Origin of the sequence: Embleya sp. NPDC008237, assembly GCF_042956465.1 — a bacterium.
In the GTDB taxonomy this organism is placed as follows: domain Bacteria; phylum Actinomycetota; class Actinomycetes; order Streptomycetales; family Streptomycetaceae; genus Embleya.
Genome location: NZ_JBIBGL010000008.1, coordinates 290,634 through 314,130, shown reverse-complemented (window position 1 = coordinate 314,130; position 23,497 = coordinate 290,634). Strand labels below are relative to the sequence as shown.

38 protein-coding genes are annotated in these 23,497 nt (G+C 67.4%); 37 read left to right on the top strand and 1 reads right to left on the bottom strand.

Annotation, left to right across the window (positions count from 1 at the left end):
* The first annotated feature begins 418 nt into the window (after window positions 1-418).
* The 34 genes from rpsJ (at window position 419) to truA (ending at window position 19,539) form a co-directional block, all read left to right on the top strand.
* On the top strand, window positions 419-727 hold the full coding sequence (gene rpsJ / locus ACFZBU_RS22540) for a 30S ribosomal protein S10 (protein ID WP_020549238.1): 309 nt from the start codon (window positions 419-421) through the stop codon (window positions 725-727).
* A 13-nt stretch (window positions 728-740) separates the two neighbouring features.
* Window positions 741-1,385 (top strand): 50S ribosomal protein L3, encoded by a 645-nt coding sequence (gene rplC, locus ACFZBU_RS22535; protein ID WP_391585394.1) that lies wholly within the window; start codon window positions 741-743, stop codon window positions 1,383-1,385.
* A 5-nt stretch (window positions 1,386-1,390) separates the two neighbouring features.
* Entirely contained in the window at window positions 1,391-2,068 is a 678-nt protein-coding gene (gene rplD / locus ACFZBU_RS22530) for a 50S ribosomal protein L4 (RefSeq protein WP_020549236.1), read from the top strand.
* A complete protein-coding gene (gene rplW, locus ACFZBU_RS22525; RefSeq protein ID WP_020549235.1) occupies window positions 2,065-2,406 on the top strand; it encodes a 50S ribosomal protein L23 in 342 nt (113 codons plus the stop codon). The genes rplD and rplW overlap by 4 nt, the downstream gene beginning before the upstream one ends.
* A 34-nt stretch (window positions 2,407-2,440) precedes the next feature.
* Window positions 2,441-3,277, top strand: a complete 837-nt coding sequence (gene rplB, locus ACFZBU_RS22520; RefSeq protein WP_020549234.1) for a 50S ribosomal protein L2 — start codon at window positions 2,441-2,443, stop codon at window positions 3,275-3,277.
* Between the two features lie 11 nt (window positions 3,278-3,288).
* Window positions 3,289-3,570 carry a 30S ribosomal protein S19 gene (gene rpsS, locus ACFZBU_RS22515; protein WP_020549233.1) on the top strand — a complete coding sequence of 94 codons (282 nt, stop codon included), beginning with the start codon at window positions 3,289-3,291 and terminating at the stop codon, window positions 3,568-3,570.
* Between the two features lie 43 nt (window positions 3,571-3,613).
* Window positions 3,614-3,958 (top strand): 50S ribosomal protein L22, encoded by a 345-nt coding sequence (gene rplV, locus ACFZBU_RS22510; RefSeq protein WP_026217944.1) that lies wholly within the window; start codon window positions 3,614-3,616, stop codon window positions 3,956-3,958.
* On the top strand, window positions 3,958-4,833 hold the full coding sequence (gene rpsC, locus ACFZBU_RS22505) for a 30S ribosomal protein S3 (protein WP_355532993.1): 876 nt from the start codon (window positions 3,958-3,960) through the stop codon (window positions 4,831-4,833). Before rplV ends, rpsC begins: the two co-directional genes overlap by 1 nt.
* 5 nt (window positions 4,834-4,838) lie before the next feature.
* The gene (gene rplP, locus ACFZBU_RS22500) at window positions 4,839-5,258 is read left to right on the top strand and encodes a 50S ribosomal protein L16 (RefSeq protein WP_020549230.1); all 420 of its coding nucleotides are present in this window, start codon (window positions 4,839-4,841) and stop codon (window positions 5,256-5,258) included.
* A complete protein-coding gene (gene rpmC, locus ACFZBU_RS22495) occupies window positions 5,258-5,491 on the top strand; it encodes a 50S ribosomal protein L29 (RefSeq protein WP_020549229.1) in 234 nt (77 codons plus the stop codon). The genes rplP and rpmC overlap by 1 nt, the downstream gene beginning before the upstream one ends.
* Window positions 5,488-5,769 (top strand): 30S ribosomal protein S17, encoded by a 282-nt coding sequence (gene rpsQ, locus ACFZBU_RS22490; protein ID WP_355532996.1) that lies wholly within the window; start codon window positions 5,488-5,490, stop codon window positions 5,767-5,769. The genes rpmC and rpsQ overlap by 4 nt, the downstream gene beginning before the upstream one ends.
* 62 nt (window positions 5,770-5,831) lie before the next feature.
* The gene (gene rplN, locus ACFZBU_RS22485; protein ID WP_078975728.1) at window positions 5,832-6,200 is read left to right on the top strand and encodes a 50S ribosomal protein L14; all 369 of its coding nucleotides are present in this window, start codon (window positions 5,832-5,834) and stop codon (window positions 6,198-6,200) included.
* A 15-nt stretch (window positions 6,201-6,215) separates the two neighbouring features.
* The gene (gene rplX, locus ACFZBU_RS22480) at window positions 6,216-6,539 is read left to right on the top strand and encodes a 50S ribosomal protein L24 (RefSeq protein WP_026217943.1); all 324 of its coding nucleotides are present in this window, start codon (window positions 6,216-6,218) and stop codon (window positions 6,537-6,539) included.
* Complete coding sequence (gene rplE / locus ACFZBU_RS22475; protein ID WP_020549225.1) at window positions 6,539-7,108, top strand: 50S ribosomal protein L5; 570 nt, start codon at window positions 6,539-6,541, stop codon at window positions 7,106-7,108. Before rplX ends, rplE begins: the two co-directional genes overlap by 1 nt.
* Window positions 7,109-7,152: 44 nt before the next feature.
* A complete protein-coding gene (locus ACFZBU_RS22470) occupies window positions 7,153-7,338 on the top strand; it encodes a type Z 30S ribosomal protein S14 (protein WP_020549224.1) in 186 nt (61 codons plus the stop codon).
* A 188-nt stretch (window positions 7,339-7,526) separates the two neighbouring features.
* Window positions 7,527-7,925 carry a 30S ribosomal protein S8 gene (gene rpsH, locus ACFZBU_RS22465; RefSeq protein ID WP_020549223.1) on the top strand — a complete coding sequence of 133 codons (399 nt, stop codon included), beginning with the start codon at window positions 7,527-7,529 and terminating at the stop codon, window positions 7,923-7,925.
* Window positions 7,926-7,943: 18 nt separating this feature from the next.
* Entirely contained in the window at window positions 7,944-8,483 is a 540-nt protein-coding gene (gene rplF / locus ACFZBU_RS22460) for a 50S ribosomal protein L6 (protein ID WP_020549222.1), read from the top strand.
* Window positions 8,484-8,485: 2 nt separating this feature from the next.
* Window positions 8,486-8,869: a 50S ribosomal protein L18 gene (rplR, locus tag ACFZBU_RS22455; RefSeq protein ID WP_020549221.1), complete on the top strand. Its 384-nt coding sequence runs from the start codon at window positions 8,486-8,488 to the stop codon at window positions 8,867-8,869.
* 46 nt (window positions 8,870-8,915) lie between these two features.
* A complete protein-coding gene (gene rpsE, locus ACFZBU_RS22450; protein ID WP_020549220.1) occupies window positions 8,916-9,521 on the top strand; it encodes a 30S ribosomal protein S5 in 606 nt (201 codons plus the stop codon).
* Entirely contained in the window at window positions 9,521-9,703 is a 183-nt protein-coding gene (gene rpmD, locus ACFZBU_RS22445) for a 50S ribosomal protein L30 (RefSeq protein ID WP_020549219.1), read from the top strand. Before rpsE ends, rpmD begins: the two co-directional genes overlap by 1 nt.
* A gap of 1 nt (window position 9,704) precedes the next feature.
* Entirely contained in the window at window positions 9,705-10,163 is a 459-nt protein-coding gene (gene rplO / locus ACFZBU_RS22440) for a 50S ribosomal protein L15 (protein ID WP_391585393.1), read from the top strand.
* Between the two features lie 350 nt (window positions 10,164-10,513).
* Window positions 10,514-11,836, top strand: coding sequence for a preprotein translocase subunit SecY (gene secY, locus ACFZBU_RS22435; RefSeq protein ID WP_020549217.1), 1,323 nt, complete (start codon window positions 10,514-10,516; stop codon window positions 11,834-11,836).
* A complete protein-coding gene (locus ACFZBU_RS22430; protein WP_391585392.1) occupies window positions 11,837-12,490 on the top strand; it encodes an adenylate kinase in 654 nt (217 codons plus the stop codon). It begins immediately after the preceding gene.
* A 146-nt stretch (window positions 12,491-12,636) separates the two neighbouring features.
* Window positions 12,637-13,428: a type I methionyl aminopeptidase gene (map, locus tag ACFZBU_RS22425; protein ID WP_391585391.1), complete on the top strand. Its 792-nt coding sequence runs from the start codon at window positions 12,637-12,639 to the stop codon at window positions 13,426-13,428.
* 70 nt (window positions 13,429-13,498) lie between these two features.
* Entirely contained in the window at window positions 13,499-14,107 is a 609-nt protein-coding gene (locus ACFZBU_RS22420) for a DUF1707 domain-containing protein (protein WP_391585390.1), read from the top strand.
* Window positions 14,108-14,142: 35 nt separating this feature from the next.
* Entirely contained in the window at window positions 14,143-14,523 is a 381-nt protein-coding gene (locus tag ACFZBU_RS22415; protein ID WP_391585389.1) for a DUF1707 domain-containing protein, read from the top strand.
* Between the two features lie 197 nt (window positions 14,524-14,720).
* On the top strand, window positions 14,721-14,942 hold the full coding sequence (gene infA / locus ACFZBU_RS22410) for a translation initiation factor IF-1 (protein WP_018382544.1): 222 nt from the start codon (window positions 14,721-14,723) through the stop codon (window positions 14,940-14,942).
* A gap of 116 nt (window positions 14,943-15,058) precedes the next feature.
* Window positions 15,059-15,172, top strand: a complete 114-nt coding sequence (gene rpmJ, locus ACFZBU_RS22405) for a 50S ribosomal protein L36 (RefSeq protein ID WP_009740505.1) — start codon at window positions 15,059-15,061, stop codon at window positions 15,170-15,172.
* A gap of 182 nt (window positions 15,173-15,354) precedes the next feature.
* The gene (rpsM, locus tag ACFZBU_RS22400) at window positions 15,355-15,735 is read left to right on the top strand and encodes a 30S ribosomal protein S13 (protein WP_020549212.1); all 381 of its coding nucleotides are present in this window, start codon (window positions 15,355-15,357) and stop codon (window positions 15,733-15,735) included.
* A gap of 67 nt (window positions 15,736-15,802) precedes the next feature.
* Entirely contained in the window at window positions 15,803-16,204 is a 402-nt protein-coding gene (gene rpsK, locus ACFZBU_RS22395) for a 30S ribosomal protein S11 (RefSeq protein ID WP_020549211.1), read from the top strand.
* A gap of 28 nt (window positions 16,205-16,232) precedes the next feature.
* Window positions 16,233-16,859 carry a 30S ribosomal protein S4 gene (gene rpsD / locus ACFZBU_RS22390; protein ID WP_020549210.1) on the top strand — a complete coding sequence of 209 codons (627 nt, stop codon included), beginning with the start codon at window positions 16,233-16,235 and terminating at the stop codon, window positions 16,857-16,859.
* Window positions 16,860-16,959: 100 nt separating this feature from the next.
* Window positions 16,960-17,976: a DNA-directed RNA polymerase subunit alpha gene (locus ACFZBU_RS22385; RefSeq protein ID WP_020549209.1), complete on the top strand. Its 1,017-nt coding sequence runs from the start codon at window positions 16,960-16,962 to the stop codon at window positions 17,974-17,976.
* 98 nt (window positions 17,977-18,074) lie between these two features.
* Entirely contained in the window at window positions 18,075-18,596 is a 522-nt protein-coding gene (rplQ, locus tag ACFZBU_RS22380; RefSeq protein WP_391585388.1) for a 50S ribosomal protein L17, read from the top strand.
* 100 nt (window positions 18,597-18,696) lie between these two features.
* Window positions 18,697-19,539 carry a tRNA pseudouridine(38-40) synthase TruA gene (gene truA / locus ACFZBU_RS22375; RefSeq protein WP_391585387.1) on the top strand — a complete coding sequence of 281 codons (843 nt, stop codon included), beginning with the start codon at window positions 18,697-18,699 and terminating at the stop codon, window positions 19,537-19,539.
* A 24-nt stretch (window positions 19,540-19,563) separates the two neighbouring features.
* On the opposite strand, the gene ACFZBU_RS22370 is transcribed toward truA, so the two are convergent.
* Window positions 19,564-20,622 carry a hypothetical protein gene (locus tag ACFZBU_RS22370; protein WP_391585386.1) on the bottom strand — a complete coding sequence of 353 codons (1,059 nt, stop codon included), beginning with the start codon at window positions 20,620-20,622 and terminating at the stop codon, window positions 19,564-19,566.
* 357 nt (window positions 20,623-20,979) lie between these two features.
* Here ACFZBU_RS22370 and rplM point away from each other — a divergent pair, with 357 nt between their 5' ends.
* From rplM to glmM, 3 genes are all read left to right on the top strand, one after another.
* Complete coding sequence (gene rplM, locus ACFZBU_RS22365) at window positions 20,980-21,423, top strand: 50S ribosomal protein L13 (protein WP_020549205.1); 444 nt, start codon at window positions 20,980-20,982, stop codon at window positions 21,421-21,423.
* A gap of 41 nt (window positions 21,424-21,464) precedes the next feature.
* Complete coding sequence (rpsI, locus tag ACFZBU_RS22360; protein WP_020549204.1) at window positions 21,465-21,950, top strand: 30S ribosomal protein S9; 486 nt, start codon at window positions 21,465-21,467, stop codon at window positions 21,948-21,950.
* 161 nt (window positions 21,951-22,111) lie between these two features.
* Complete coding sequence (gene glmM / locus ACFZBU_RS22355; protein WP_391585385.1) at window positions 22,112-23,479, top strand: phosphoglucosamine mutase; 1,368 nt, start codon at window positions 22,112-22,114, stop codon at window positions 23,477-23,479.
* The last annotated feature ends 18 nt before the right edge of the window (window positions 23,480-23,497 follow it).

The window sequence follows — 23,497 nt, the reverse complement described above, 5'->3', positions numbered from 1 at the left end:
ACCTGGGAGAGTCGCTCGATTGGCCAAGCCCGCCATTCGTGGGGCATACTAGCCAAGTTGCTCGGATAGACAACGGGCTGCGCCGTGCCTGTCGCACAGACGGAATCGGGCGCCGGCCCTGTTGACTCCGAACAATCGGTGGACTTCTGTCCTGCCACCCATGCAGCCGGCGTCGTCGCTTAGCGACCTCGTGTCGTCCTTTCGCTTGCCGCAGCGAAGGTGACGCCGAGAGTACGTTGCCCAGGCCCCCAGGCCGCCCGTAAGGGTTTCCAAGGGGTGCTTGTGAGCAACAGAGCGACACGCCCGACCGCGGGGGTCGGCGGGGAAGGGAAACCCCAAGGGGTTTTCAGCCCAAGTCTTCTCCCCGTGTCAGCGGGGGTGATCCGCAGCGGTACGAGAGAAGGAATTCGAAGCAGCCATGGCGGGACAGAAGATCCGCATCAGGCTCAAGGCCTACGACCACGAGGTCATCGACAGTTCGGCGAAGAAGATCGTCGAGACGGTGACGCGTACTGGTGCGCAGGTTGCGGGACCGGTGCCGCTGCCGACCGAGAAGAACGTGTACTGCGTCATCCGCTCGCCGCACAAGTACAAGGACTCGCGCGAGCACTTCGAGATGCGCACTCACAAGCGGCTCATCGACATCCTCGACCCCACGCCGAAGACGGTCGACTCGCTTATGCGTCTCGACCTGCCGGCCGGCGTCGACATCGAGATCAAGCTCTGAGGACGCACCGACGATGACGAAGCAGATGAAGGGCATTCTGGGCAAGAAGCTCGGCATGACCCAGGTCTGGGACGAGAACAACCGCGTCGTTCCAGTGACTGTGGTCGAAGCCGGGCCCTGCGTCGTGACCCAGGTCCGCAACGCCGAGGTCGACGGCTACTCCGCCGTCCAGATCGCGTTCGGCGCGATCGACCCGCGCAAGGTGAACAAGCCGCTCGCCGGCCACTTCGCCAAGGCCGGGGTGACCCCGCGTCGCCACCTGGTCGAGCTCCGCACCTCCGACGCCGGCGAGTACACGCTGGCGCAGGAGATCACCGCCGAGGTGTTCGAGGCCGGCCAGAAGGTCGACGTCATGGGCACCTCGAAGGGCAAGGGCACGGCCGGTGTCATGAAGCGACACGGCTTCAAGGGTCTCGGCAGCTCGCACGGTACGCAGCGCAAGCACCGCTCGCCCGGCTCGATCGGTGGCTGCGCCACCCCGGGTCGTGTGTTCAAGGGCGTGCGCATGGCAGGCCGCATGGGTAACGAGCGCGTCTCCACCCAGAACCTGACCGTTCACGCCGTCGACGCCGAGAAGGGCCTGCTCCTGATCAAGGGCGCGGTCCCCGGTCCGAACGGCGGCCTGGTTCTGGTGCGCACTGCTGCGAAGGGTGTGTGAATTTCATGACCAGCATTGACGTTCTTTCGCCCGCCGGCGAGAAGTCCGGGACGATCGACCTCCCCGCGGAGCTGTTCGACGTCCAGGTGAGCATCCCGACGATCCACCAGGTCGTCGTGGCCCAGCTCGCCGCGGCTCGTCAGGGCACGCACAAGACCAAGACTCGTGGCGAGGTCCGCGGTGGTGGGCGCAAGCCGTACCGCCAGAAGGGCACCGGCCGCGCCCGTCAGGGCTCGACCCGCGCGCCGCAGTTCGCCGGTGGTGGCGTCGTGCACGGTCCCGTGCCGCGTGACTACGAGCAGCGGACCCCGAAGAAGATGAAGGCCTCCGCCCTGCGCGGTGCCCTCTCCGACCGGGCGCGTCACGAGCGCATCCACTGCGTTTCCGCGCTGATCGAGGGCGACAAGCCGTCGGTCAAGGCGGCGAAGACGCTGCTCGGCAAGATCAGTGAGCGCAAGAACGTGCTCCTGGTCGTCGAGAAGTCCGACACCACTGCCTGGCTGAGCGCCCGCAACCTTCCGCAGGTGCACTTGCTCGAGGTCGGGCAGCTGAACACCTACGACGTGCTCGTCTCCGACGACGTGGTCTTCACGAAGGCCGCTCTGGAGCGCTTCATCGCCGGACCGGCGCAGGCCGCCTCGGCGGTCGCGAGCTCCGACGAGCTCGAAGGGAGCCACGCGTGAGCACCGACACCGTCGAGAGCACGACGAAGGTCACCAGCAAGACCTACACCGACCCGCGCGACGTGCTGCTGAAGCCGGTGATCTCGGAGAAGAGCTACGGGCTCATCGACGAGAACAAGTACACGTTCATCGTGCACCCCGACGCCAACAAGACCCAGATCAAGCAGGCCGTCATCGCGGTCTTCGGCGTCAAGGTCGAGAGCGTCAACACGATCAACCGCGTTGGTAAGCGCAAGCGCACCAAGACCGGTTTCGGCAAGCGCAAGGACACGAAGCGCGCGATCGTCACCCTTGCAGAGGGCGAGCGGATCGACATCTTCGGTGGACCCGTCGGCTGACGGCCGCTGATACGGACGAGGACTAAGAGAAGCCATGGGCATCCGCAAGTACAAGCCGACGACGCCGGGCCGTCGTGGCGCCAGCGTCGCCGACTTCGTCGAGATCACGCGGTCCGAGCCGGAGAAGTCGCTGGTCCGCCCTCTGCACAGCAAGGGTGGTCGTAACAACCACGGCCGTGTGACTGCTCGCCACCAGGGTGGCGGCCACAAGCGCGCGTACCGACTGATCGACTTCCGGCGCAACGACAAGGACGGCGTTCCGGCGAAGGTCGCTCACATCGAGTACGACCCGAACCGCACCGCGCGCATCGCTCTTCTGCACTACGCGGACGGCGAGAAGCGCTACATCCTGTGCCCGAACAAGCTGAAGCAGGGCGACCGGATCGAAAACGGTCCGGGCGCCGACATCAAGCCGGGCAACAACATGCCGCTCCGGAACATCCCGGTCGGTACGGTCATCCACGCCATCGAGCTTCGGCCCGGTGGCGGCGCGAAGATCGCCCGTTCCGCGGGTGTCAGCGTGCAGCTGCTGGCGAAGGAGGGCGCCCACGCGACCCTCCGCATGCCGTCGGGCGAAATTCGCCTGGTCGACGTGCGCTGCCGGGCGACGGTCGGCGAGATCGGCAATGCCGAGCAGTCGAACATCAACTGGGGCAAGGCCGGTCGCATGCGCTGGAAGGGCAAGCGCCCGACCGTCCGCGGTGTGGCGATGAACCCCATCGACCACCCGCACGGTGGTGGTGAGGGTAAGACCTCTGGTGGTCGCCACCCGGTGAGCCCCTGGGGTAAGCCCGAGGGTCGTACTCGCCGGCCGAAGAAGGCCAGCGACAAGCTCATCATCCGCCGCCGCAAGACGAACAAGAAGCGCTAGGAGCAGTCTCGATGCCGCGCAGTCTCAAGAAGGGACCCTTCGTCGACGGCCACCTCATCAAGAAGGTGGACGTACAGAACGACAAGGGAACCAAGAACGTCATCAAGACCTGGTCCCGCCGCTCGATGATCGTCCCGGCGATGCTGGGCCACACGATCGCGGTGCACGACGGCCGTAAGCACGTCCCGGTGTTCGTGACCGAGTCGATGGTCGGCCACAAGCTCGGCGAGTTCGCGCCGACTCGGACCTTCCGCGGTCACGAGAAGGACGACCGGAAGTCGCGTCGTCGCTGACGCGGCGAATCGCATGGATATCGAGATGAGCAAGGGGACGTCGATGGAAGCCAGGGCTCAGGCGCGGTACATCCGCGTCACGCCCATGAAGGCCCGCCGTGTGGTGGACCTCATCCGTGGCATGAACGCCGCGGAGGCCCAGGCGGTCCTGCGATTCGCTCCGCAGGCCGCGAGTGAGCCGGTCGGCAAGGTGCTGGACAGCGCCATTGCCAACGCCGGTCACAACCACAACTTGGACACGAACATCCTGTACGTGTCCGCCGCCTACGTGGACGAGGGTCCGACCCTCAAGCGTTTCCGTCCGCGGGCACAGGGCCGGGCGTACCGCATCCGCAAGCGCACCAGCCACATCACCGTGGTTGTCGCCGAGAAGGAGAGGACCCGCTAGTGGGCCAGAAGGTTAACCCGCACGGGTTCCGTCTCGGCATCACCACGGACTTCAAGTCCCGGTGGTACGCCGACAAGCTGTACAAGGACTACGTCGGCGAGGACGTCAAGATTCGTCAGATGATGACGAAGGGCATGGAGCGCGCCGGGATCTCGAAGGTTGAGATCGAGCGCACCCGTGAGCGCGTCCGCGTCGACATCCACACCGCCCGGCCGGGCATCGTCATCGGCCGTCGTGGTGCGGAGGCCGACCGCATCCGCGGTGAGCTGGAGAAGCTCACCGGCAAGCAGGTTCAGCTGAACATCCTCGAGGTCAAGAACCCCGAGGTCGACGCTCAGCTTGTGGCGCAGGGTGTGGCCGAGCAGCTCTCGAGCCGCGTGTCCTTCCGCCGCGCGATGCGCAAGGCGATGCAGAGCTCCATGAAGGCCGGGGCCAAGGGCATCAAGATCCAGTGCGGTGGTCGTCTGGGTGGGGCCGAAATGTCCCGCTCGGAGTTCTACCGTGAGGGTCGCGTGCCGCTGCACACGCTGCGCGCCAACGTCGACTACGGCTTCTTCGAGGCCCGTACGACGTTCGGTCGCATCGGCGTGAAGGTGTGGATCTACAAGGGCGACGTCAAGAACATCGCCGAGGTCCGCGCCGAGAACGCCGCGGCTCGTGCCAGCAACCGTCCCGCCCGCGGCGGCGCTCCCGAGCGTCCCCGTCGTGGTGGCGAGGGTGGCGGCGGCGGTCGTGGCGGCGAGCGCGGTGGCCGTGGTGGCCGCGGCGGACGTCCGCAGCAGAACGACGCGCAGGCCACCGGTTCCTCGGACACCGGCTCCGCGCCGGCGGCCGAGGCTGTGAACTCGGCGCCCGAATCCGGATCGGAGGCCTGACCCCGATGCTGATCCCCCGCAGGGTCAAGCACCGCAAGCAGCACCACCCCAAGCGTGGTGGCCGCGCCAAGGGCGGTACGGAACTGGCGTTCGGCGAGTACGGCATCCAGGCCCTCGGCCAGGCGTACGTGACCAACCGTCAGATCGAGTCCGCTCGTATTGCCATCACCCGGCACATTCGCCGTGGTGGCAAGGTGTGGATCAACATCTACCCCGACCGTCCGCTGACCAAGAAGCCTGCCGAGACCCGCATGGGTTCCGGTAAGGGCTCGCCCGAGTGGTGGGTCGCGAACGTCAAGCCCGGTCGGGTGATGTTCGAACTGTCGTACCCGAACGAGAAGGTGGCTCGTGAGGCGCTTACCCGCGCCGTGCACAAGCTGCCGATGAAGTGCCGGATCGTCCGGCGCGAGGCTGGTGAGGCGTGATGGCGGCCGTTACCAAGGCGTCCGAGCTCCGCGAACTCGGTGACGAGGAAATCGTCGCCAAGCTCCGCGAAGCCAAGGAGGAGCTGTTCAACCTCCGTTTCCAGGCGGCGACCGGGCAGCTCGAAAACCACGGGCGGCTCAAGGCTGTCCGTAAGGACATCGCCCGGATCTACACGCTGATGCGCGAGCGCGAGCTGGGCATCGACGTGCAGGAGACCGGAGGCGCGGCGTGAGCGAGAAGACTGAGATGACTGAAGCAACCCGGGGTTTCCGCAAGACCCGTGAGGGCCTCGTCGTCAGCGACAAGATGGACAAGACCGTCGTCGTCGCCGTCGAGGACCGCGTGAAGCACCCGATGTACGGCAAGGTCATCCGCCGCACGAACAAGCTGAAGGCTCACGACGAGCAGAACGCCTGTGGCGTCGGTGACCGTGTCGTCCTCATGGAGACTCGGCCGCTGTCCGCCAGCAAGCGCTGGCGCATCGTCGAGATCCTCGAAAAGGCCAAGTAGCGAGCGCCGGTCGCCCCACCATCCGTGGGTCGTGACCGCGACGTGACGATCAGGAGTTAGACGTGATCCAGCAGGAGTCGCGACTGCGAGTCGCCGACAACACGGGTGCGAAGGAGATTCTCTGCATCCGTGTGCTCGGTGGCTCCGGCCGGCGCTACGCGGGCATCGGGGACGTCATCGTTGCCACCGTCAAGGACGCGATCCCCGGTGGCAACGTGAAGAAGGGCGACGTCATCAAGGCAGTCGTCGTGCGGACGGTCAAGGAGCGCCGGCGTGTCGACGGCTCCTACATCCGCTTCGACGAGAACGCCGCCGTTGTCCTGAAGAACGATGGCGAACCCCGAGGCACCCGTATTTTCGGTCCGGTCGGCCGTGAGCTTCGTGAGAAGAAGTTCATGAAGATCATCTCGCTCGCGCCGGAGGTGCTCTAACCAATGGCGAAGGCGATGAAGATCAAGAAGGGTGACCTGGTACAGGTCATCACGGGCAAGGACAAGGGCAAGCAGGGCAAGGTCATCGCGGCCTACCCGCCGAAGGAGCGCGTCCTGGTCGAGGGCGTCAACCGGATCAAGAAGCACACCAAGGTCGGTCAGTCCGCCAAGGGTGCCAAGACCGGTGGCATCATCACCCAGGAAGCCTCCATCCACGTCAGCAACGTGATGCTGGTGGTGGAGAAGGACGGTAAGAAGGTCCCGACGCGGACCGGCTTCCGGTTCGATGACGAGGGCAACAAGATCCGGTACGCCAAGCGGACCGGTGAGGACATCTGATGACGGTCACCACTGAGGCGCGCGAACTGCCGCGTCTGAAGCAGCGTTACCGCGAGGAGATCCTCGGCAAGCTGCGTGAGGAGTTCTCGTTCGAGAACGTCATGCAGGTTCCGGGCGTCACCAAGATCGTGGTCAACATGGGTGTGGGCGACGCCGCCCGCGACTCGAAGCTGATCGACGGCGCGATCAAGGACCTGATGGCCATCACCGGCCAGAAGCCCCAGGTCACGAAGGCCCGCAAGTCCATCGCGCAGTTCAAGCTGCGTGAGGGTCAGCCGATCGGCGCGCACGTTACACTGCGCGGCGACCGCATGTGGGAGTTCCTCGACCGTCTGCTGTCGATCGCGCTGCCGCGTATCCGCGACTTCCGCGGTCTCTCGCCGAAGCAGTTCGACGGCCGCGGCAACTACACCTTCGGTCTCACGGAGCAGTCGATGTTCCACGAGATCGACCAGGACAAGATCGACCGCGTTCGCGGCATGGACATCACTGTGGTGACCAGCGCCAAGAACGACGACGAGGGCCGCGCTCTGCTGCGTCTCCTCGGCTTCCCGTTCAAGGAAGCGTGAGCAGTCGGCTCGCCGACTGAGGAACGCAACAAGGAGACTGAGACGTGGCGAAGAAGGCCCTGATCGCAAAGGCCGCCCGCAAGCCGAAGTTCGAGGTTCGTGGCTACACGCGCTGCCAGCGCTGTGGCCGTCCTCACTCGGTGTACCGCAAGTTCGGCCTGTGCCGCGTGTGCCTGCGCACGATGGCGCACGCCGGCGAGCTGCCGGGCGTCACCAAGAGCAGCTGGTAGTTCGCGACGGTCGCCTCGGCGACCGACGCGGCACCCGCACATCGGTCGTCCCGTGGGGACGAACGAGAACAGTAACGACGTCGTAGGTCCCGCACCGCAGTCGTCGCTTCGCCGCTCTCCCTCGGGAGGGCGGCGGGGCGAGGGATCGCACGCCGGGAAACCACGGCGAGAAAGGCCTTGAGGCCGTCATGACCATGACCGACCCCATCGCAGACATGCTGACCCGTCTGCGGAACGCCAACTCGGCTTATCACGACGACGTCGTGATGCCGTTCAGCAAGATCAAGTCGCACATCGCGGAGATCCTCCAGCAGGAGGGTTACATCCAGGGCTGGCGCGTCGAGGACGCGGAGGTGGGCAAGAAGCTCACCGTCGTCCTCAAGTACGGCCCGAACCGCGAGCGCTCGATCGCCGGCGTCCGCCGTGTGTCGAAGCCCGGTCTGCGGGTGTACGCAAAGTCCACGAACCTGCCGAAGGTGCTCGGTGGCCTCGGCGTCGCGATTATCTCGACGTCGACCGGTCTCCTCACCGACAAGCAGGCGGCCAAGAAGGGCGTGGGCGGGGAAGTCCTCGCCTTCGTCTGGTAAGGGAAGGGAAGGAGAGCAATGTCGCGCATCGGACGTCTCCCCATCCCGGTTCCCACCGGTGTGGACGTCACCATCAATGGCCGCGAGGTTGTCGTGAAGGGCCCCAAGGGTTCCCTGTCGCACACCATCGCCGCCCCGATCGAGATCGCAAAGTCGGATGACGGCACCCTCGCGGTGACCCGTCCCGACGACGAGCGTCGCTCGAAGGCCCTGCACGGGCTGTCCCGGACGCTGGTGGCGAACATGATCACTGGTGTGACCCAGGGATACATCAAGAAGCTCGAGATCAGCGGTGTCGGTTACCGAGTCCAGGCGAAGGGCTCCTCGCTGGAGTTCGCGCTCGGATTCAGCCACCCCGTCGTCGTCGAGGCCCCGGAGGGCATCACCTTCGTGGTCGAGGCCCCGACCCGTTTCTCGGTCGAAGGCATCGACAAGCAGAAGGTCGGTGAAATCGCCGCGAACATCCGCAAGCTGCGGAAGCCCGACCCGTACAAGGCCAAGGGCGTCAAGTACGCCGGCGAGGTCATCCGCCGCAAGGTCGGAAAGGCTGGTAAGTAGGCATGGCTGTCGGCGTGAAGACCGGCAAGGGCGTTGCGAAGAAGTCTGTCGCACGCAAGCGCCGGCACATTCGGGTGCGGAAGAAGGTTTCCGGCACCCCGCTGCGGCCCCGTCTCGTCGTGAGCCGCTCCACCCGTCACATGGTGGCGCAGGTTATCGACGACATCGCCGGCCACACTCTCGCTTCGGCCTCCACGATGGACCCGTCCATCCGTGGTGGTGAGGGCGACAAGACCGCTCAGGCTCGCAAGGTCGGCGAATTGGTCGCCGAGCGCGCGAAGGCTGCCGGTGTAGAGGCTGTCGTGTTCGACCGCGGTGGTAACAAGTACCACGGTCGTATCGCCGCCCTCGCGGATGCCGCACGCGGAAACGGGCTCACCTTCTGAGCCCGCTGCTCCGGACAAGCTTCGAACGACAGATGAGGACATTCTGATGGCTGGACCCCAGCGCCGCGGTGGCGGCGCCGGCGGCGGCGAGCGGCGGGACCGGCGGGATCGACGTGATGGTGGCGCAGCCGCCGAGAAGACCGCTTACGTCGAGCGCGTCGTCGCGATCAATCGCGTCGCCAAGGTCGTGAAGGGTGGTCGTCGCTTCAGCTTCACCGCGCTGGTCGTGGTTGGCGATGGCGATGGCACCGTAGGTGTCGGTTACGGCAAGGCCAAGGAGGTGCCGGCCGCGATCGCCAAGGGTGTTGAAGAGGCCAAGAAGCACTTCTTCAAGGTCCCCCGTATCCAGGGCACCATTCCGCACCCGATCCAGGGTGAGAAGGCTGCCGGCGTCGTGCTCCTGAAGCCGGCCTCGCCGGGTACCGGTGTCATCGCCGGTGGCCCCGTGCGCGCCGTGCTCGAGTGCGCCGGCATCCACGACGTGCTGAGCAAGTCGCTCGGTTCGTCGAACCCGATCAACATCGTGCACGCGACCGTCGCGGCGCTCCAGGGGCTCGTTCGCCCCGAGGAGATCGCGGCTCGTCGTGGCCTGCCTCTGGAGGACGTGGCCCCGGCCGCGCTTCTGCGGGCCCGCGCGGGGGTTGGTGCGTAATGGCACGTCTCAAGGTCACGCAGACCCGATCCAAGATCGGTGGCAGGCAGAACCAGCGGGACACTCTCCGTTCGCTCGGTCTCAAGCGCGTCCACGACGTGGTCGTCAAGGAAGACCGCCCGGAGATCCGCGGCATGATCGCGACGGTGTCGCACCTCGTCACCGTCGAGGAGGTCGACTGACATGGGTGCTGACAACCCGCTGAAGGTGCACCACCTGCGGCCCGCCCCGGGCGCCAAGACCGCCAAGACCCGCGTGGGTCGTGGCGAGGGCTCCAAGGGCAAGACCGCCGGTCGTGGCACCAAGGGCACCAAGGCTCGTTACCAGGTGCCGGCCCGCTTCGAGGGTGGGCAGATGCCGCTGCACATGCGGCTGCCCAAGCTCAAGGGCTTCAAGAACCCGTTCCGGGTCGAGTTCCAGGTCGTGAACCTGGACAAGATCGAGTCCCTGTACCCCGAGGGTGGCGAAGTCACCGTCGAGGGTCTGATCGAGAAGGGCGCGGTTCGCAAGAACCTGCCCGTCAAGATCCTGGGCACCGGCGAGATCTCGGTCGCCGTTCAGGTGAAGGTGCACGCCTTCTCCGGCTCGGCGAAGACGAAGATCGCCGCCGCGGGCGGTTCGACCGACGAACTGTCGGTCTGACCGTAGGCGCGGACAAGGTTTGACCGTCATGGCCCGTTCGGATCGGTACCGAACGGGCCTTGACGTCGTTGGAGGCTATAGCGCAGGGGCGTCACGCCGGTAAGGTGGTGACGCCCCTGTGGTCTGCTGTGTCGTGGGGGCGGATCCATTGCCACACCCCACACATGACCTGCTCTGTTTTTGCCGTGTGTTGTGTCATGTCGCAGGAACGTCGGACCGGGGCGATACTTCCGGGCCGTCGGCGCTGTTATTGTCCGTGAGGTTCCCTGTGCGGGACCTGACCAGTGGTCCTCTCCGGACCGACGACTCGATCGACTCGCCCCTAAGACGGGCGGGGCGCAGGAGGCAGTGTGCTCACCGCGTTCGCCAGGGCGTTCCGCACGCCCGACCTGCGCAAGAAGCTGCTGTTCACGTTGGCGATCATCGTCCTCTTCCGGATCGGGTCGCATATCCCGGTACCGGGCGTCTCGTTCGAGATGGTGCGCTCTTGCGTAGAGGACTCCAACCGGAACAGCCTGTTCGGCCTCGTGAACATGTTCAGCGGCGGCGCGCTGCTGCAACTCACGATCTTCGCGCTGGGGATCATGCCGTACATCACGGCGAGCATCATCCTGCAGCTGCTGACCGTGGTGATCCCGCGGCTGGAGGCCCTCAAGAAGGAGGGCCAGTCCGGGACCGCGAAGATCACCCAGTACACCCGGTACCTCACCATCGCGCTGTCGATTCTGCAGTCGACCGCGCTGATCGCCACCGCCCGCAGCGGCGCGCTGTTCTCCAGCGCCCGCAGTGCGACCTGCGACCCGCAGGGCATCGTTCCCGACGACTCGCTCTTCCGGGTGATCGTCATGGTCGCCGTGATGACCGCCGGCACCTCGACGATCATGTGGCTCGGTGAGCTGATCACCGACCGCGGCATCGGCAACGGCATGTCGATCCTGATGTTCGTCTCGGTCGCCGCCGGCTTCCCGGCCGCGCTGTGGACGATCAAGGAGCAGGGCACCATCGGTGGCGGCTGGGTGCCGTTCTTCACCGTCATCGCCATCGGCCTCGTGATGGTCGGCCTGGTGGTCTTCGTGGAACAGGCGCAGCGCCGGATCCCGGTGCAGTACGCCAAGCGCATGATCGGGCGTCGCGCCTACGGCGGGACCTCGACCTACATCCCGCTCAAGGTGAACCAGGCGGGCATCATCCCCGTCATCTTCGCCTCGTCGCTGCTGTACATCCCGGCCCTCATCGCTCAGTTCAGCGGTGGGAAATCGGACTGGGCGGTGTGGATCGAACGCCACTTCGTCAAGGGCGACCACCCGCTGTACATGATCACGTACTTCCTGCTGATCGTCTTCTTCGCGTTCTTCTACGTGGCCATCACGTTCAACCCCGAAGAAGTAGCCGACAACATGAAGAAGTATGGTGGCTTCATTCCGGGGATCCGCGCCGGCAGACCGACTGCGGAATACCTGAACTACATCCTCACCAGGATCACGTGGCCCGGATCGTTGTACCTGGGCATGATCGCGCTGGTACCCAGCATCGCGCTCGTGCTCTTCAACGCCAACCAGAACTTCCCGTTCGGCGGCACGAGCATCCTGATCATCGTGGGAGTGGGTCTGGAAACCGTGAAGCAGATCGAGAGTCAGCTCCAGCAGCGCAACTACGAAGGCTTCCTCCGCTAAATGCGTATCGTTCTCGTGGGGCCTCCCGGCGCGGGTAAGGGAACCCAGGCCCAGTACATCGCCGCCAACCTGTCGATTCCCGCCGTCTCGACCGGTGACATCTTCCGCGCCAACGTGAGTCAGGGCACCCCGCTCGGCCGCGAGGCGAAGACCTACATGGACGCGGGCAACCTCGTGCCCGACGAGGTGACCATAGGCATGGTCCGGGAGCGCCTCGCGCAGCCGGACGTCGCCGCCGGTTTCCTCCTCGACGGGTTCCCGCGCAACACCGCTCAGGCGAAGGTGCTCGACGAGATCCTCGCCGAGAACGACACCGAGCTCGACGTGGTGCTCGAGCTCAAGGTCGACGACTCGGAGATCATCCAGCGCATCTCCGGTCGCCGGCAGTGCCGCGCGAACGGGCACGTCTGCCACATCCTGACCGACCCGCCGAAGGTGCCGGGCGTCTGCGACGAGTGCGGCAGCGAGTTGTACCAGCGCGACGACGACCGCGAGGAGACCGTCCGGCACCGCCTGGACGTGTACAAGGAGCAGACCGAACCCTTGGTCGGCTATTACTCCGAGCGCAACCTCCTGCTGCCCATCCAGGCGACGGGTCCGGTCAAGGAGGTCACCGGGCGCGCGATGACCGCGCTCCGGGAGTTCGGCGCCTGATCGGGCGCCGGCCGCGACAGACATCACACATGGGCGATCCGGGGAAACCCCGGATCGCCCATCGTGTTTTTCAGCCGAGACCATTCGGCCGGGACAATGCCACGGCCGAGACCAGGCTTCGGCGATATACACAGACGAGGACGGCCATGCCGGTGTTCAGGAAGCGGCACATGCGAATCGAGCGCAAGACGCCCGAGCAGATCGAGAAGATGCGTCGTGCCGGGGCCGTCGTGGCAAACACGCTGGAGTTGCTGCGCGAGGCGGCGAAGCCCGGGGTGACCACGGCCGATCTGGACTCGATCGCCGAGCGGTCGATCCGTGCGGCCGGCGCGATTCCCTCGTTCAAGGGCTATCACGGCTTCCCGGCGTCGATCTGCGCGTCGGTCAACGACGTGGTGGTGCACGGGATTCCGGACGAGACGCCGCTGCGGGACGGGGACATCATCTCGATCGACTGCGGCGCGATCCTGGACGGCTGGCACGGCGACTCGGCGATCACCGTGCCGATCGGCACGGTGCGGCCCGAGGTGCTCGAACTGAGCCGGGTGTGCGAGCAGTCGATGTGGGCGGGCATCGAGGCGGCGGTGGCCGGCGGTCGGCTGACCGACATCAGCCACGCGGTGGAGAAGTCGATCCGGGCCAACCCGCTGCCGGGCGGCGCCAAGTACGGCATCGTCGAGGACTACGGGGGCCACGGCATCGGCACCGAGATGCACCAGGACCCGCACGTGCTCAACTACGGCCCCGGCGGCCGGGGTCCGCGCCTGGAGGTCGGTGTGTGCCTGGCGATCGAGCCGATGGTCACCCTCGGCAAGCCGGACACGTACACGCTGCCCGACGAGTGGACGGTCAAGACCACCGCGGGCGGCCACGCGGCGCACTGGGAACACTCCATCGCGATCACCGAGAACGGGCCCGTGGTACTGACCCGTCCCTGATGCCAGACCCCCGTCGATGGTGGGGCTGGCACCATGTACGACGCCGCGGTGCCTGCCTACTGTCGAAGGCATGGTGAGGCATCCGACCATGCGGGCATCCGACGTCGACCGTGAAGCGGCGGTGACGCTTCTGCGCGACCACCACGCGGTCGGACGGTTGACGCTCGCAGAGTTCAACGAACGTATGGGGGCCGCCTTCGGGGCGGTCACGCTGGGGGAGTTGGCCCGGCTGATCTCCGATCTGCCGCCGCCCGAGCACCTGGAGGCGGACGTCGAGGTGATCCGCGCGCGGATGGCCTACGAGGCGGCGCGCACCCGGGCCGTCCTCGCCCGGCCGGTCGCGCCGGAGGCACCGGTGCTTCCGGCGCCGCCGGCGTCGACGACGTGGCCGACGCCCAGACCCGCACCGCCGCCGGCGGTGGCCCGGGACCGGGTGTACCGGGACGTGGGTCCGGTGCCGCGGGAGCGGGACGGGTGGGCCGCCGGGGCGCGGGCCCTGCGGGCGGCGTGGACCACGCTGAACGCGATCACCGCGTTGAACGTGGTGATCTGGCTGCTGGTCGCGGTGGCCGGTACCGGCGTCGTGTACTTCTGGCCGGTGTGGGTCTACGGTCCGGCCGCGGCGGTGCTGGGCTCGATCCAGATGTGCTTCTGGCGACACGGGCGCCCCGCGCCCTGATGACCGGGCTCCGGATCAGGGCCTACGCTCGTGGTATGGACCGTGATCCGAACGCCCTCGCGACCCCCGCGGACCGCGAACGTGTGACCGCCGAGCTGCGCGAGCACCTCGCGTCCGGCCGGCTCGCGCTGTCCGAATACCGGGCGCGCCTGGACGCGGTCCGCCGAGCGGGTACGGTGGGGGAGCTCGACGCGGTCTCGGCGCAGTTGCCGGGCCGCGAGGATCGGGACGACGCGGCGGGTGCGACGCCGCCGCGGGAGTACCACCCATACGTCGACGCGCCTCCACGAGCCGGTGCCTACGGTCCGGCGGAGGGGCGGCGTCAGCGGGTTTCCAACGCGACGCTGAACAAGGTCTGGTTGGTCGTGATGTCGCTCGGCGTGTTGCTATGGGCGCTGGTCTACTTCGTGAAGTAGACCCGCAGGCGCCCCGGCGGGAACGGAACCGATGGTTCCGGGCCCGGTTTCGCTTTCACGCGCCGAGTGCCTTAGACTGACTCGTCGGCTCACATGTAGCCAGGTTTGGCGCGCCCGTCGTCTGGGCGCCAAAAATTTGAGCTTCGTCATGTGGCCGGGTAACGGTAGCTGATCCCGAGATACGAAGCGCGGAGGACATGCCCAAGAAGCAAGGGGCCATCGAAATCGAGGGCACCGTCATCGAGTCGCTCCCCAACGCCATGTTTCGCGTGGAGCTTCAGAACGGGCACAAAGTCCTCGCGCACATCAGTGGGAAGATGCGGATGCACTACATCCGTATTCTTCCGGACGACCGGGTTGTCGTGGAGCTGAGCCCTTACGACCTGACCCGCGGCCGGATCGTCTACCGCTACAAGTAGGCGAGCCCCGGCCCTGCCCACGCCGTGCGTGGTGTGCGGGGCTTGGACGCAAACCGATAACCGACTCGGCGACGGCGGCGTGCCCGCACGCCCTCGTCACACGTACCGGAGAAATCATGAAGGTCAAGCCGAGCGTCAAGAAGATCTGCGACAAGTGCAAGGTGATCCGCCGTCACGGCCGGGTCATGGTGATCTGCGAGAACCTGCGCCACAAGCAGCGCCAGGGCTGAGCAGCAACCCCCTCGCACAACGAGCGATCGACGCGCGACGCACCCCGTAAGAGCCGCAGCACCCGACCCCCGCCTCGTGCGGGACGCCACCCTCGGCCGGAGGCCGAGGACCGAGGACATCTCCAGAAGGTGTGCCGGACCGGTGCTGGGCCAGACCTCCGACTAAACCAGGAGCCACACATATGGCACGCCTCGTCGGCGTCGACCTCCCCCGTGAGAAGCGGGTCGAGGTCGCTCTGACCTACATCTTCGGCGTCGGGCGCACTCGTGCGCTGGACACGCTGAAGAACACCGGTGTCAACCCTGACACCCGCGTCCGCGATCTCGCCGAGGACGACCTGATCAAGCTTCGCGACTGGATCGAGTCGAACTACCGCGTCGAGGGTGACCTCCGCCGCGAAGTTCAGGCCGACATCCGCCGCAAGGTCGAGATCGGTTGCTACGAAGGTCTGCGTCACCGTCGCGGTCTTCCCGTCCGCGGTCAGCGCACCCACACCAACGCGCGTACCCGCAAGGGCCCGCGTCGCGCGATCGCCGGCAAGAAGAAGCCGGGCAAGAAGTAGTCCGCGTACGACGGATCACGCGGTCCTCAATTCGTAGCGGACCGACGACCTCAGGAGTTTCCAGCAGATGCCTCCCAAGAGCCGCGCGGGCGCCAAGAAGGTGCGCCGCAAGGAAAAGAAGAACGTCGCTCACGGGCACGCCCACATCAAGAGCACGTTCAACAACACCATCGTTTCGATCACGGACCCCAGCGGCAACGTGATCTCGTGGGCCTCCGCGGGCCACGTCGGCTTCAAGGGTTCGCGCAAGTCGACCCCCTTCGCCGCGCAGATGGCCGCCGAGTCCGCCGCGCGTCGTGCCCAGGAGCACGGCATGCGCAAGGTCGACGTTTTCGTCAAGGGCCCGGGTTCCGGTCGTGAGACCGCCATTCGTTCGCTGCAGGCCACCGGCCTGGAGGTGGGTTCCATTCAGGACGTCACCCCCGTGCCGCACAACGGCTGCCGCCCCCCCAAGCGCCGCCGCGTCTGACCAGCAGCTGACTAGGAGTTAAAGAACAATGGCGCGTTACACCGGCGCGGACTGCAAGCGCTGCCGTCGCGAGAAGATGAAGCTGTTCCTCAAGGGCAGCAAGTGCGAGGGCCCGAAGTGCCCGATCGAGATCCGGCCTTACCCGCCGGGTGAGCACGGTCGTGGCCGTACCAAGGACAGCGAGTACCTGCTGCAGATGCGCGAGAAGCAGAAGTGCGCGCGCATCTACGGTGTGCTCGAGAAGCAGTTCAAGGGCTACTACGAGGAAGCGAACCGTCGCCAGGGCAAGACCGGCGAGAACCTGCTTCGCATCCTCGAGTCGCGCCTGGACAACGTGGTCTACCGCGCGGGCTTCGCCAAGTCGCGTGACCACGCCCGTCAGCTGGTTCGCCACGGTCACATCGTGGTCAACGGCGTCAAGACGGACATCCCGTCGTTCCGGGTCTCCGACAACGACATCATCGAGGTCCGCAAGGACTCGGTCGAGCTGACCCCGTTCGTGGTCGCCCGTGCCGAGGCCGGCGAGCGCACCGTCCCGGCCTGGCTCGAGGTCATCCCGGGCAAGATGCGCATCCTCGTGCACTCCCTCCCGGCGCGTCAGGTCATCGACACGCAGGTGCAGGAGCAGCTCATCGTCGAGCTCTACTCCAAGTAGGAGCTCCACGGGATCGGGCGGACCGGGATTGTGCCGGTCCGCCCGTATCCTTGTTTCCACTGGCGTCAAATAGCGGGCGCCATCATCAGGAGGCATCCCCATGCTTATCGCTCAGCGGCCGACCCTCACCGAGGACGTCGTCGACGAATACCGTTCGCGGTTCGTCATCGAGCCCCTCGAGCCCGGCTTCGGCTACACGCTCGGCAACTCGCTCCGTCGTACGCTCCTCTCCTCGATCCCGGGCGCGGCTGTCACCAGCATCCGGATCGACGGCGTCCTGCACGAGTTCACCACCGTGCCGGGTGTCAAGGAGGACGTCACCGACCTCATCCTGAACATCAAGCAGCTGGTCGTCTCCTCGGAGCACGACGAGCCGGTCGTGATGTACCTGCGCAAGCAGGGCCCGGGTGTGGTCACCGCCGGCGACATCGCGCCGCCGGCCGGTGTCGAGGTGCACAACCCCGACCTGGTCCTGGCGACGCTGAACGCCAAGGGCAAGCTGGAGATGGAGCTGACCGTCGAGCGCGGTCGCGGCTACGTCTCCGCGGTGCAGAACAAGCAGGCGGGCCAGGAGATCGGCCGCGTGCCGGTCGACTCGATCTACTCGCCGGTGCTCAAGGTCACGTACAAGGTCGAGGCCACCCGTGTCGAGCAGCGCACGGACTTCGACAAGCTGATCGTCGACGTCGAGACCAAGCAGTCCATGCGTCCGCGTGACGCGATGGCCTCCGCGGGCAAGACGCTGGTCGAGCTGTTCGGTCTCGCGCGCGAGCTGAACATCGACGCCGAGGGCATCGACATGGGCCCGTCGCCGACCGATGCCGCGCTCGCGGCCGATCTGGCGCTGCCGATCGAGGAGCTCGAGCTCACGGTCCGCTCGTACAACTGCCTCAAGCGCGAGGGCATCCACACCGTGGGTGAATTGGTCGCGCGCAGCGAGGCCGACCTGCTGGACATCCGCAACTTCGGTGCGAAGTCCATCGACGAGGTCAAGGCGAAGCTCAACGGGATGGGTCTGGCCCTCAAGGACAGCCCGCCCGGGTTCGACCCGACCGCCGCTGCGGACAGCTTCGGCGACGAGGACGACCACGGCTTCGCGGAGACCGAGCAGTACTGAACGACACCTTCGGGTGTTGTCACCACCCGGGCCGACCGGCCCGGGTGGACTGACGTCGGTACCTGACACGGCCGGCGCAGGAATATCTAGGAGAGAACATGCCCAGGCCCACCAAGGGTCCGCGCCTCGGCGGCGGCCCGTCCCACGAGCGGCTGATCCTGGCCGGTCTCGCGACGGCGCTGTTCGAGCACGGTCGGATCACCACGACCGAGGCCAAGGCGCGTCGGCTGCGTCCCGTCGCCGAGCGACTGATCACCAAGGCGAAGAAGGGCGACCTGCACAACCGTCGCCAGGTGCTCACGATCGTTCGTGACAAGAGCGTCGTGCACTCGCTGTTCGAGGAGATCGCTCCCCGGTACGAGAACCGCCCGGGCGGTTACACGCGCATCACCAAGATCGGCAACCGCAAGGGCGACAACGCGCCCATGGCGGTCATCGAGCTGGTCGAGGCGCTGACCGTGGCGCAGACCGCGGTCGGCGAGGCCGAGGCCGCCACGAAGCGCTCGGTCAAGGAGCAGGAGACCGCCAAGGTCGAGACGACGAAGGTCGTCGAGACCGAGGAGGCGCCCGCCGCCGAGGCCGAGCAGGCCGAAGAGGGCAAGGACGCCGACAAGGCCTGACGGTCTTCTCGCATGCTCCACGCGTTCTGATTCACAGTGCGAGCCCGTTCCCCGTATTCGTACGGGGGACGGGCTCGCGCCATGCCCGGAGGTGGTTGACGTGGTGCGCTTGCGCATCGATCTGTCGTACGACGGCACCGAGTTCGCGGGCTGGGCCCGCCAGCGCGAGTTGCGCACCGTGCAGGGCACGCTGGAGAGCGCCCTGACCACCGTGCTGCGGCTGGCCGAGCCGGCCCAGCTGACCGTGGCCGGGCGGACCGACGCGGGGGTGCACGCGCGCGGCCAGGTGGCGCATCTGGACGTGCCGGACGAGGTCTGGGACGCGCTGGGCGACGTGGCCCTGCGGCGGGTCACCGGGGCACTGCCGCGGGACCTGCGGGTGCGGGACATCACCGTGGCGCCCGAGGGCTTCGACGCGCGGTTCGGCGCGATCTGGCGGCGCTACGCGTACCGGGTGTGCGACGCGCCGGGCGGGGTGGACCCGCTGCGGCGGGGCAACGTGGTGTGGCACGACCGGCCGCTGGACGAGACCCGGATGAACGCGGCGGCGCGGCGGTTGTTGGGCGAGCACGACTTCGCGTCGTTCTGCCGCAAGCGCGAGGGGGCCACGACGGTGCGCTGTCTCCAGGACTTCTCCTGGGCGCGCGAGACGCCGACCGGGGCCGATGTGGGGCCCGCGTTTCGACCGGTGATCGTGGCCACCGTGCGGGCGGACGCGTTCTGCCACAACATGGTGCGCTCGCTGGTCGGCGCGATGTTGGCGGTGGGTACCGGGCGCAAGCCGGTGGACTGGCCGCTGGAGGTGCTCGGGCGCGCGGTGCGCGACTCGGGCGTACATGTCGCGCCCGCGCACGGGCTCACCCTGGAGGAGGTGGCCTACCCGGCGGACGAGCTGCTCGCCGATCGGGTCACCGCGACCCGGCGGCGCCGGGACGGCAGCTGAGTCGGGGCGGCAACCGGGGCCGGGTCAGCCCTGGATCTGTTCCAGGGCCTTGCGCCTGTTCTCCTCGTCGATCTGCTTGGACCTCGCCTCGCCGCGCGCGGTGAGCGAGTTCCACAGGAACTTGTCCACGTCGTCCTGGGCCTGGGCCATCGGCTTGTCGTCGCCGACCGGGTCCTTGCCGTCGGCGTACCAGTCGAGGGTGAACAGGGCGTAGCGACCGACCGAGTTCCGCAGCTTGCCGTGCTTTTGCTTCTTGGTGTCCAAGACCTTGACGCCGGGGCCGGCCAGCGGCAGGAGTTCGCCGCCGTCCTTGCCGTTCTTGACCGCGGTGGCCTTGTCCGCGGACGGGAACGAGCCCACCGCGGCGGTGGAGACGATGCCGTCCGGGCCGATCACCGCGAGTCGGATGAGCTGGGTGCACTGCTGATTGCGCGCGGCCGCGCCGAGCTTGGGGTCGGTGCCGTCCGAACAGGTGTTGTCCAGCTTGCTCGCGACCACCGAGTACTGCCGCCCGTTGACGGTGAACTTCGAGCCGGGGAACAACGATTCGACCGTGAACGGCGCGGTGTCCAGGGTCGGGTCGGCGAGCACGGCCTGGGCCGGGGGCGGCGGCGGGACGGTGGGCGCGGGGCGGAAGGTCGGCTTGGCCGGGGCGAAGGAGGCGGCGGAGGGGCCGGTCGAGGAGCCGGGGCCGGCGCTCTTCTTCTTGTCGTCGCCGCCGGACATCGCCATGACCGCGGCGACCACACCGCCGACCAGCGCGAGGCCGAGCACGGAGCCGCCGACGGTGAACAGCAGTCGGCGGCGACGGGCCGCCGCGTCCCGCCGCTCCGCCAGCGCGTCCCAGTCGGGCCCGGCGGAGCCGGCGAACTGCGGTTGCTGCGTTGGCTGTTCGGGCACGGGCCGGGATTGCGCGAAGGGCTGCTGGGGCTGCTGATGCGGTTGTTGCCCGTGCGGGTCGTGCGCGTGCGAGGGGAACGGGTCCCACGCGTGTTGTGGTTGCCCCGGCGTGCCGGGCCCGCCCGGGCGCACGCTCCACGGCTGCTGCCCGTCGTCTCCCGGTGGTGTACCGACCCCCGACATTTCCGCCCCCTGCAAACGGTGACTTGCCTCGGCTCCCCATGCGCCGAAGCTCCAGTCGTTCGGCGCATCGTACCTACCCGCCGATCCGGTGACGGCCGGCGTGGCATGGTAGGAGCACCCGCCTCGATGGCTTACGCTGGGGAGGGGCATGAGCAGATCATTGCCCCATTGCTCGTTTTGACCGGCACCCCCTTGACCCGGTATTGTGCCGGTTCGTTGTGCGTATTGGCTTGCTTGAGTGGAGTCGGTACGCCGGGCCGCCGGCCACCGGAGTCCGCATTCGGTTCGGAATCATCTCCCGGACAGCCAGTCGGCATCCGTCAGCACACACTCACGAAGAAGCGAAGGCTATCGACCGTGCGCACGTACAGCCCCAAGCCCGGCGACGTCCAGCGTCAGTGGCACGTCATCGACGCGACCGATGTCGTGCTCGGCCGTCTGTCCACCCAGGCTGCTGCCCTGCTCCGGGGTAAGCACAAGCCGGTGTACGCGCCGCACGTCGACACCGGCGATTTCGTCATCATTGTGAACGCCGACAAGGTGCACCTGTCGGGTAACAAGCGCAGCCAGAAGATGGCGTACCGCCACTCCGGCTACCCGGGTGGCCTCCGCGCCGTCCGCTACGACGAGCTGCTGGAGAAGAACCCCGAGAAGGCCGTGGAGAAGGCCATCAAGGGCATGCTCCCGAAGAACACCCTGGGCCGGCAGATGTTGTCGAAGCTCAAGGTGTACCGCGGTTCCGAGCACCCGCACTCGGCGCAGCAGCCGGTTCCGTTCGAGATCACCCAGGTCGCGCAGTAGTCACGGCCACCGCCTGACGAACGAATAGTTTGAGGAGAACAGTGGCCGAGACCATTGCAGAAACCCCGATCGAGGAGACCGAGGGTCTTCCGCTCGAGAGCTACACGTCCGAGTCGCTCGCCTCGCGCTTCAGCGAGCCGCAGGCGGGTTCGGCCACCGGCCGCCGCAAGGAAGCCGTCGCGCGCGTTCGCATCGTGCCGGGCACGGGCAAGTGGAAGATCAACGGGCGCACGCTCGAGGAGTACTTCCCGAACAAGGTGCACCAGCAGCTGGTCAACGAGCCCTTCAAGGTGCTCGAGCTGGACGACCGCTACGACGTGCACGCCCGCATCCACGGTGGCGGCGTCTCCGGCCAGGCCGGCGCGCTGCGTCTGGGTGTGGCCCGTTCGCTGAACGAGGCCGACGTCGAGGCGAACCGCCCGGCGCTCAAGAAGGCCGGCTTCCTGACCCGTGACCCGCGTGCCACGGAGCGCAAGAAGTACGGTCTGAAGAAGGCGCGCAAGGCGCCTCAGTACAGCAAGCGCTAAACAGCCTCGCAGCACCCTCTGCGGCTGTTTGCAGCGTCATCAGGCCCCGGGGGCACGGTTCGTGCCCCCGGGGCCTGATGCGTTTTCCGGCGGTACTCCTGCGGGGGTGGCGTCGCGAGGTAGTGTCCGAGACATCCGGAATGTATGCGGGAGATCCAACTGTGGGACGACTCTTCGGTACGGACGGCGTGCGTGGCCTGGCGAATGGCCGGCTGACCGCGGAACTGGCGCTCGATCTCGCGGTCGCCGCCGCGCGGGTGCTGGGCTCACGCGGTCGGGACGGGATTCCGCAATCAGGGCACGGTCGCAGGCCGTTCGCCGTGGTGGGTCGTGACCCTCGGGCGTCCGGAGAGTTCCTGGAGGCCGCCGTGGTCGCGGGTCTGGCGGGGGCGGGCGTGGACGTGTACCGCGCCGGGGTGCTGCCGACGCCGGCGATCGCCTATCTGACCGGGCTGCTCGGCGCGGACATGGGCGTGATGCTCTCGGCGAGCCACAACGCGATGCCGGACAACGGGATCAAGTTCTTCGCGCGCGGCGGGCACAAGCTGCCGGACGAGGTGGAGAACGAGATCGAGGCGCTGTTGGGCACCGCATGGGAGCGGCCCACCGGTTCCGGGGTCGGCCGGGTGCAGGACCACCCCGAGGGCCACGAGCGTTACGTCGAACACCTGTTGTCCTCGCTGCCACATCGCCTGGACGGGCTCAAGATCGTGGTGGACTGCGCGAACGGCGCGTCCTCGGCGGTGGCACCGGACGCGCTGCGCCGGGCCGGGGCCGAGGTGATCGCGATCCACGCGGAGCCGGACGGCCTGAACATCAACGACAACTGCGGTTCCACGCACATGGACGCGCTCGCGGCCGCGGTGGTCGAGCACGGCGCGGACGCGGGTATCGCGCACGACGGCGACGCGGACCGGTGCCTGGCGGTGGACGCGCGCGGCGAGTTGGTCGACGGCGACGCGATCCTGGCGGTGCTCGCGCTGGCCATGCGCGACGGCGGGCAGCTCGTGGAGAACACGCTGGTGGCCACCGTGATGTCCAACCTCGGGCTCAAGCTGGCCATGCAGGCCGCGGGCATCAAGATGGTGGAGACCGCGGTCGGCGACCGCTACGTGCTGGAGGCCATGCAGGCCTCGGGGCTGTCCCTGGGCGGCGAACAGTCCGGCCACGTGGTGCTGTTGGACCACGCGACCACGGGCGACGGCACGCTGACCGCGCTGCGCCTGCTGGCACGCGTCGCGGAGACCGGCAAGCCGCTGCACGAGCTGACCTCGGTGATGACCCGGCTGCCGCAGATGTTGGTCAACGTCGCCGGGGTGGACCGCACCCGGGTGCACACCACGCCCGAACTGGCCCGGGCCGTCGCACTGGTGGAGGAGCGCCTGGGCGACACCGGCCGGGTGCTGCTGCGCCCGTCGGGTACCGAGGCGTTGGTCCGGGTGATGGTCGAGGCGCAGACGCACGACCAGGCACACGACGAGGCGACCGGCCTGGCCGAGGTCGTGCGCACCCTGCTCGCGCTCGACTGACCGTCTTTGGCGGAGTCG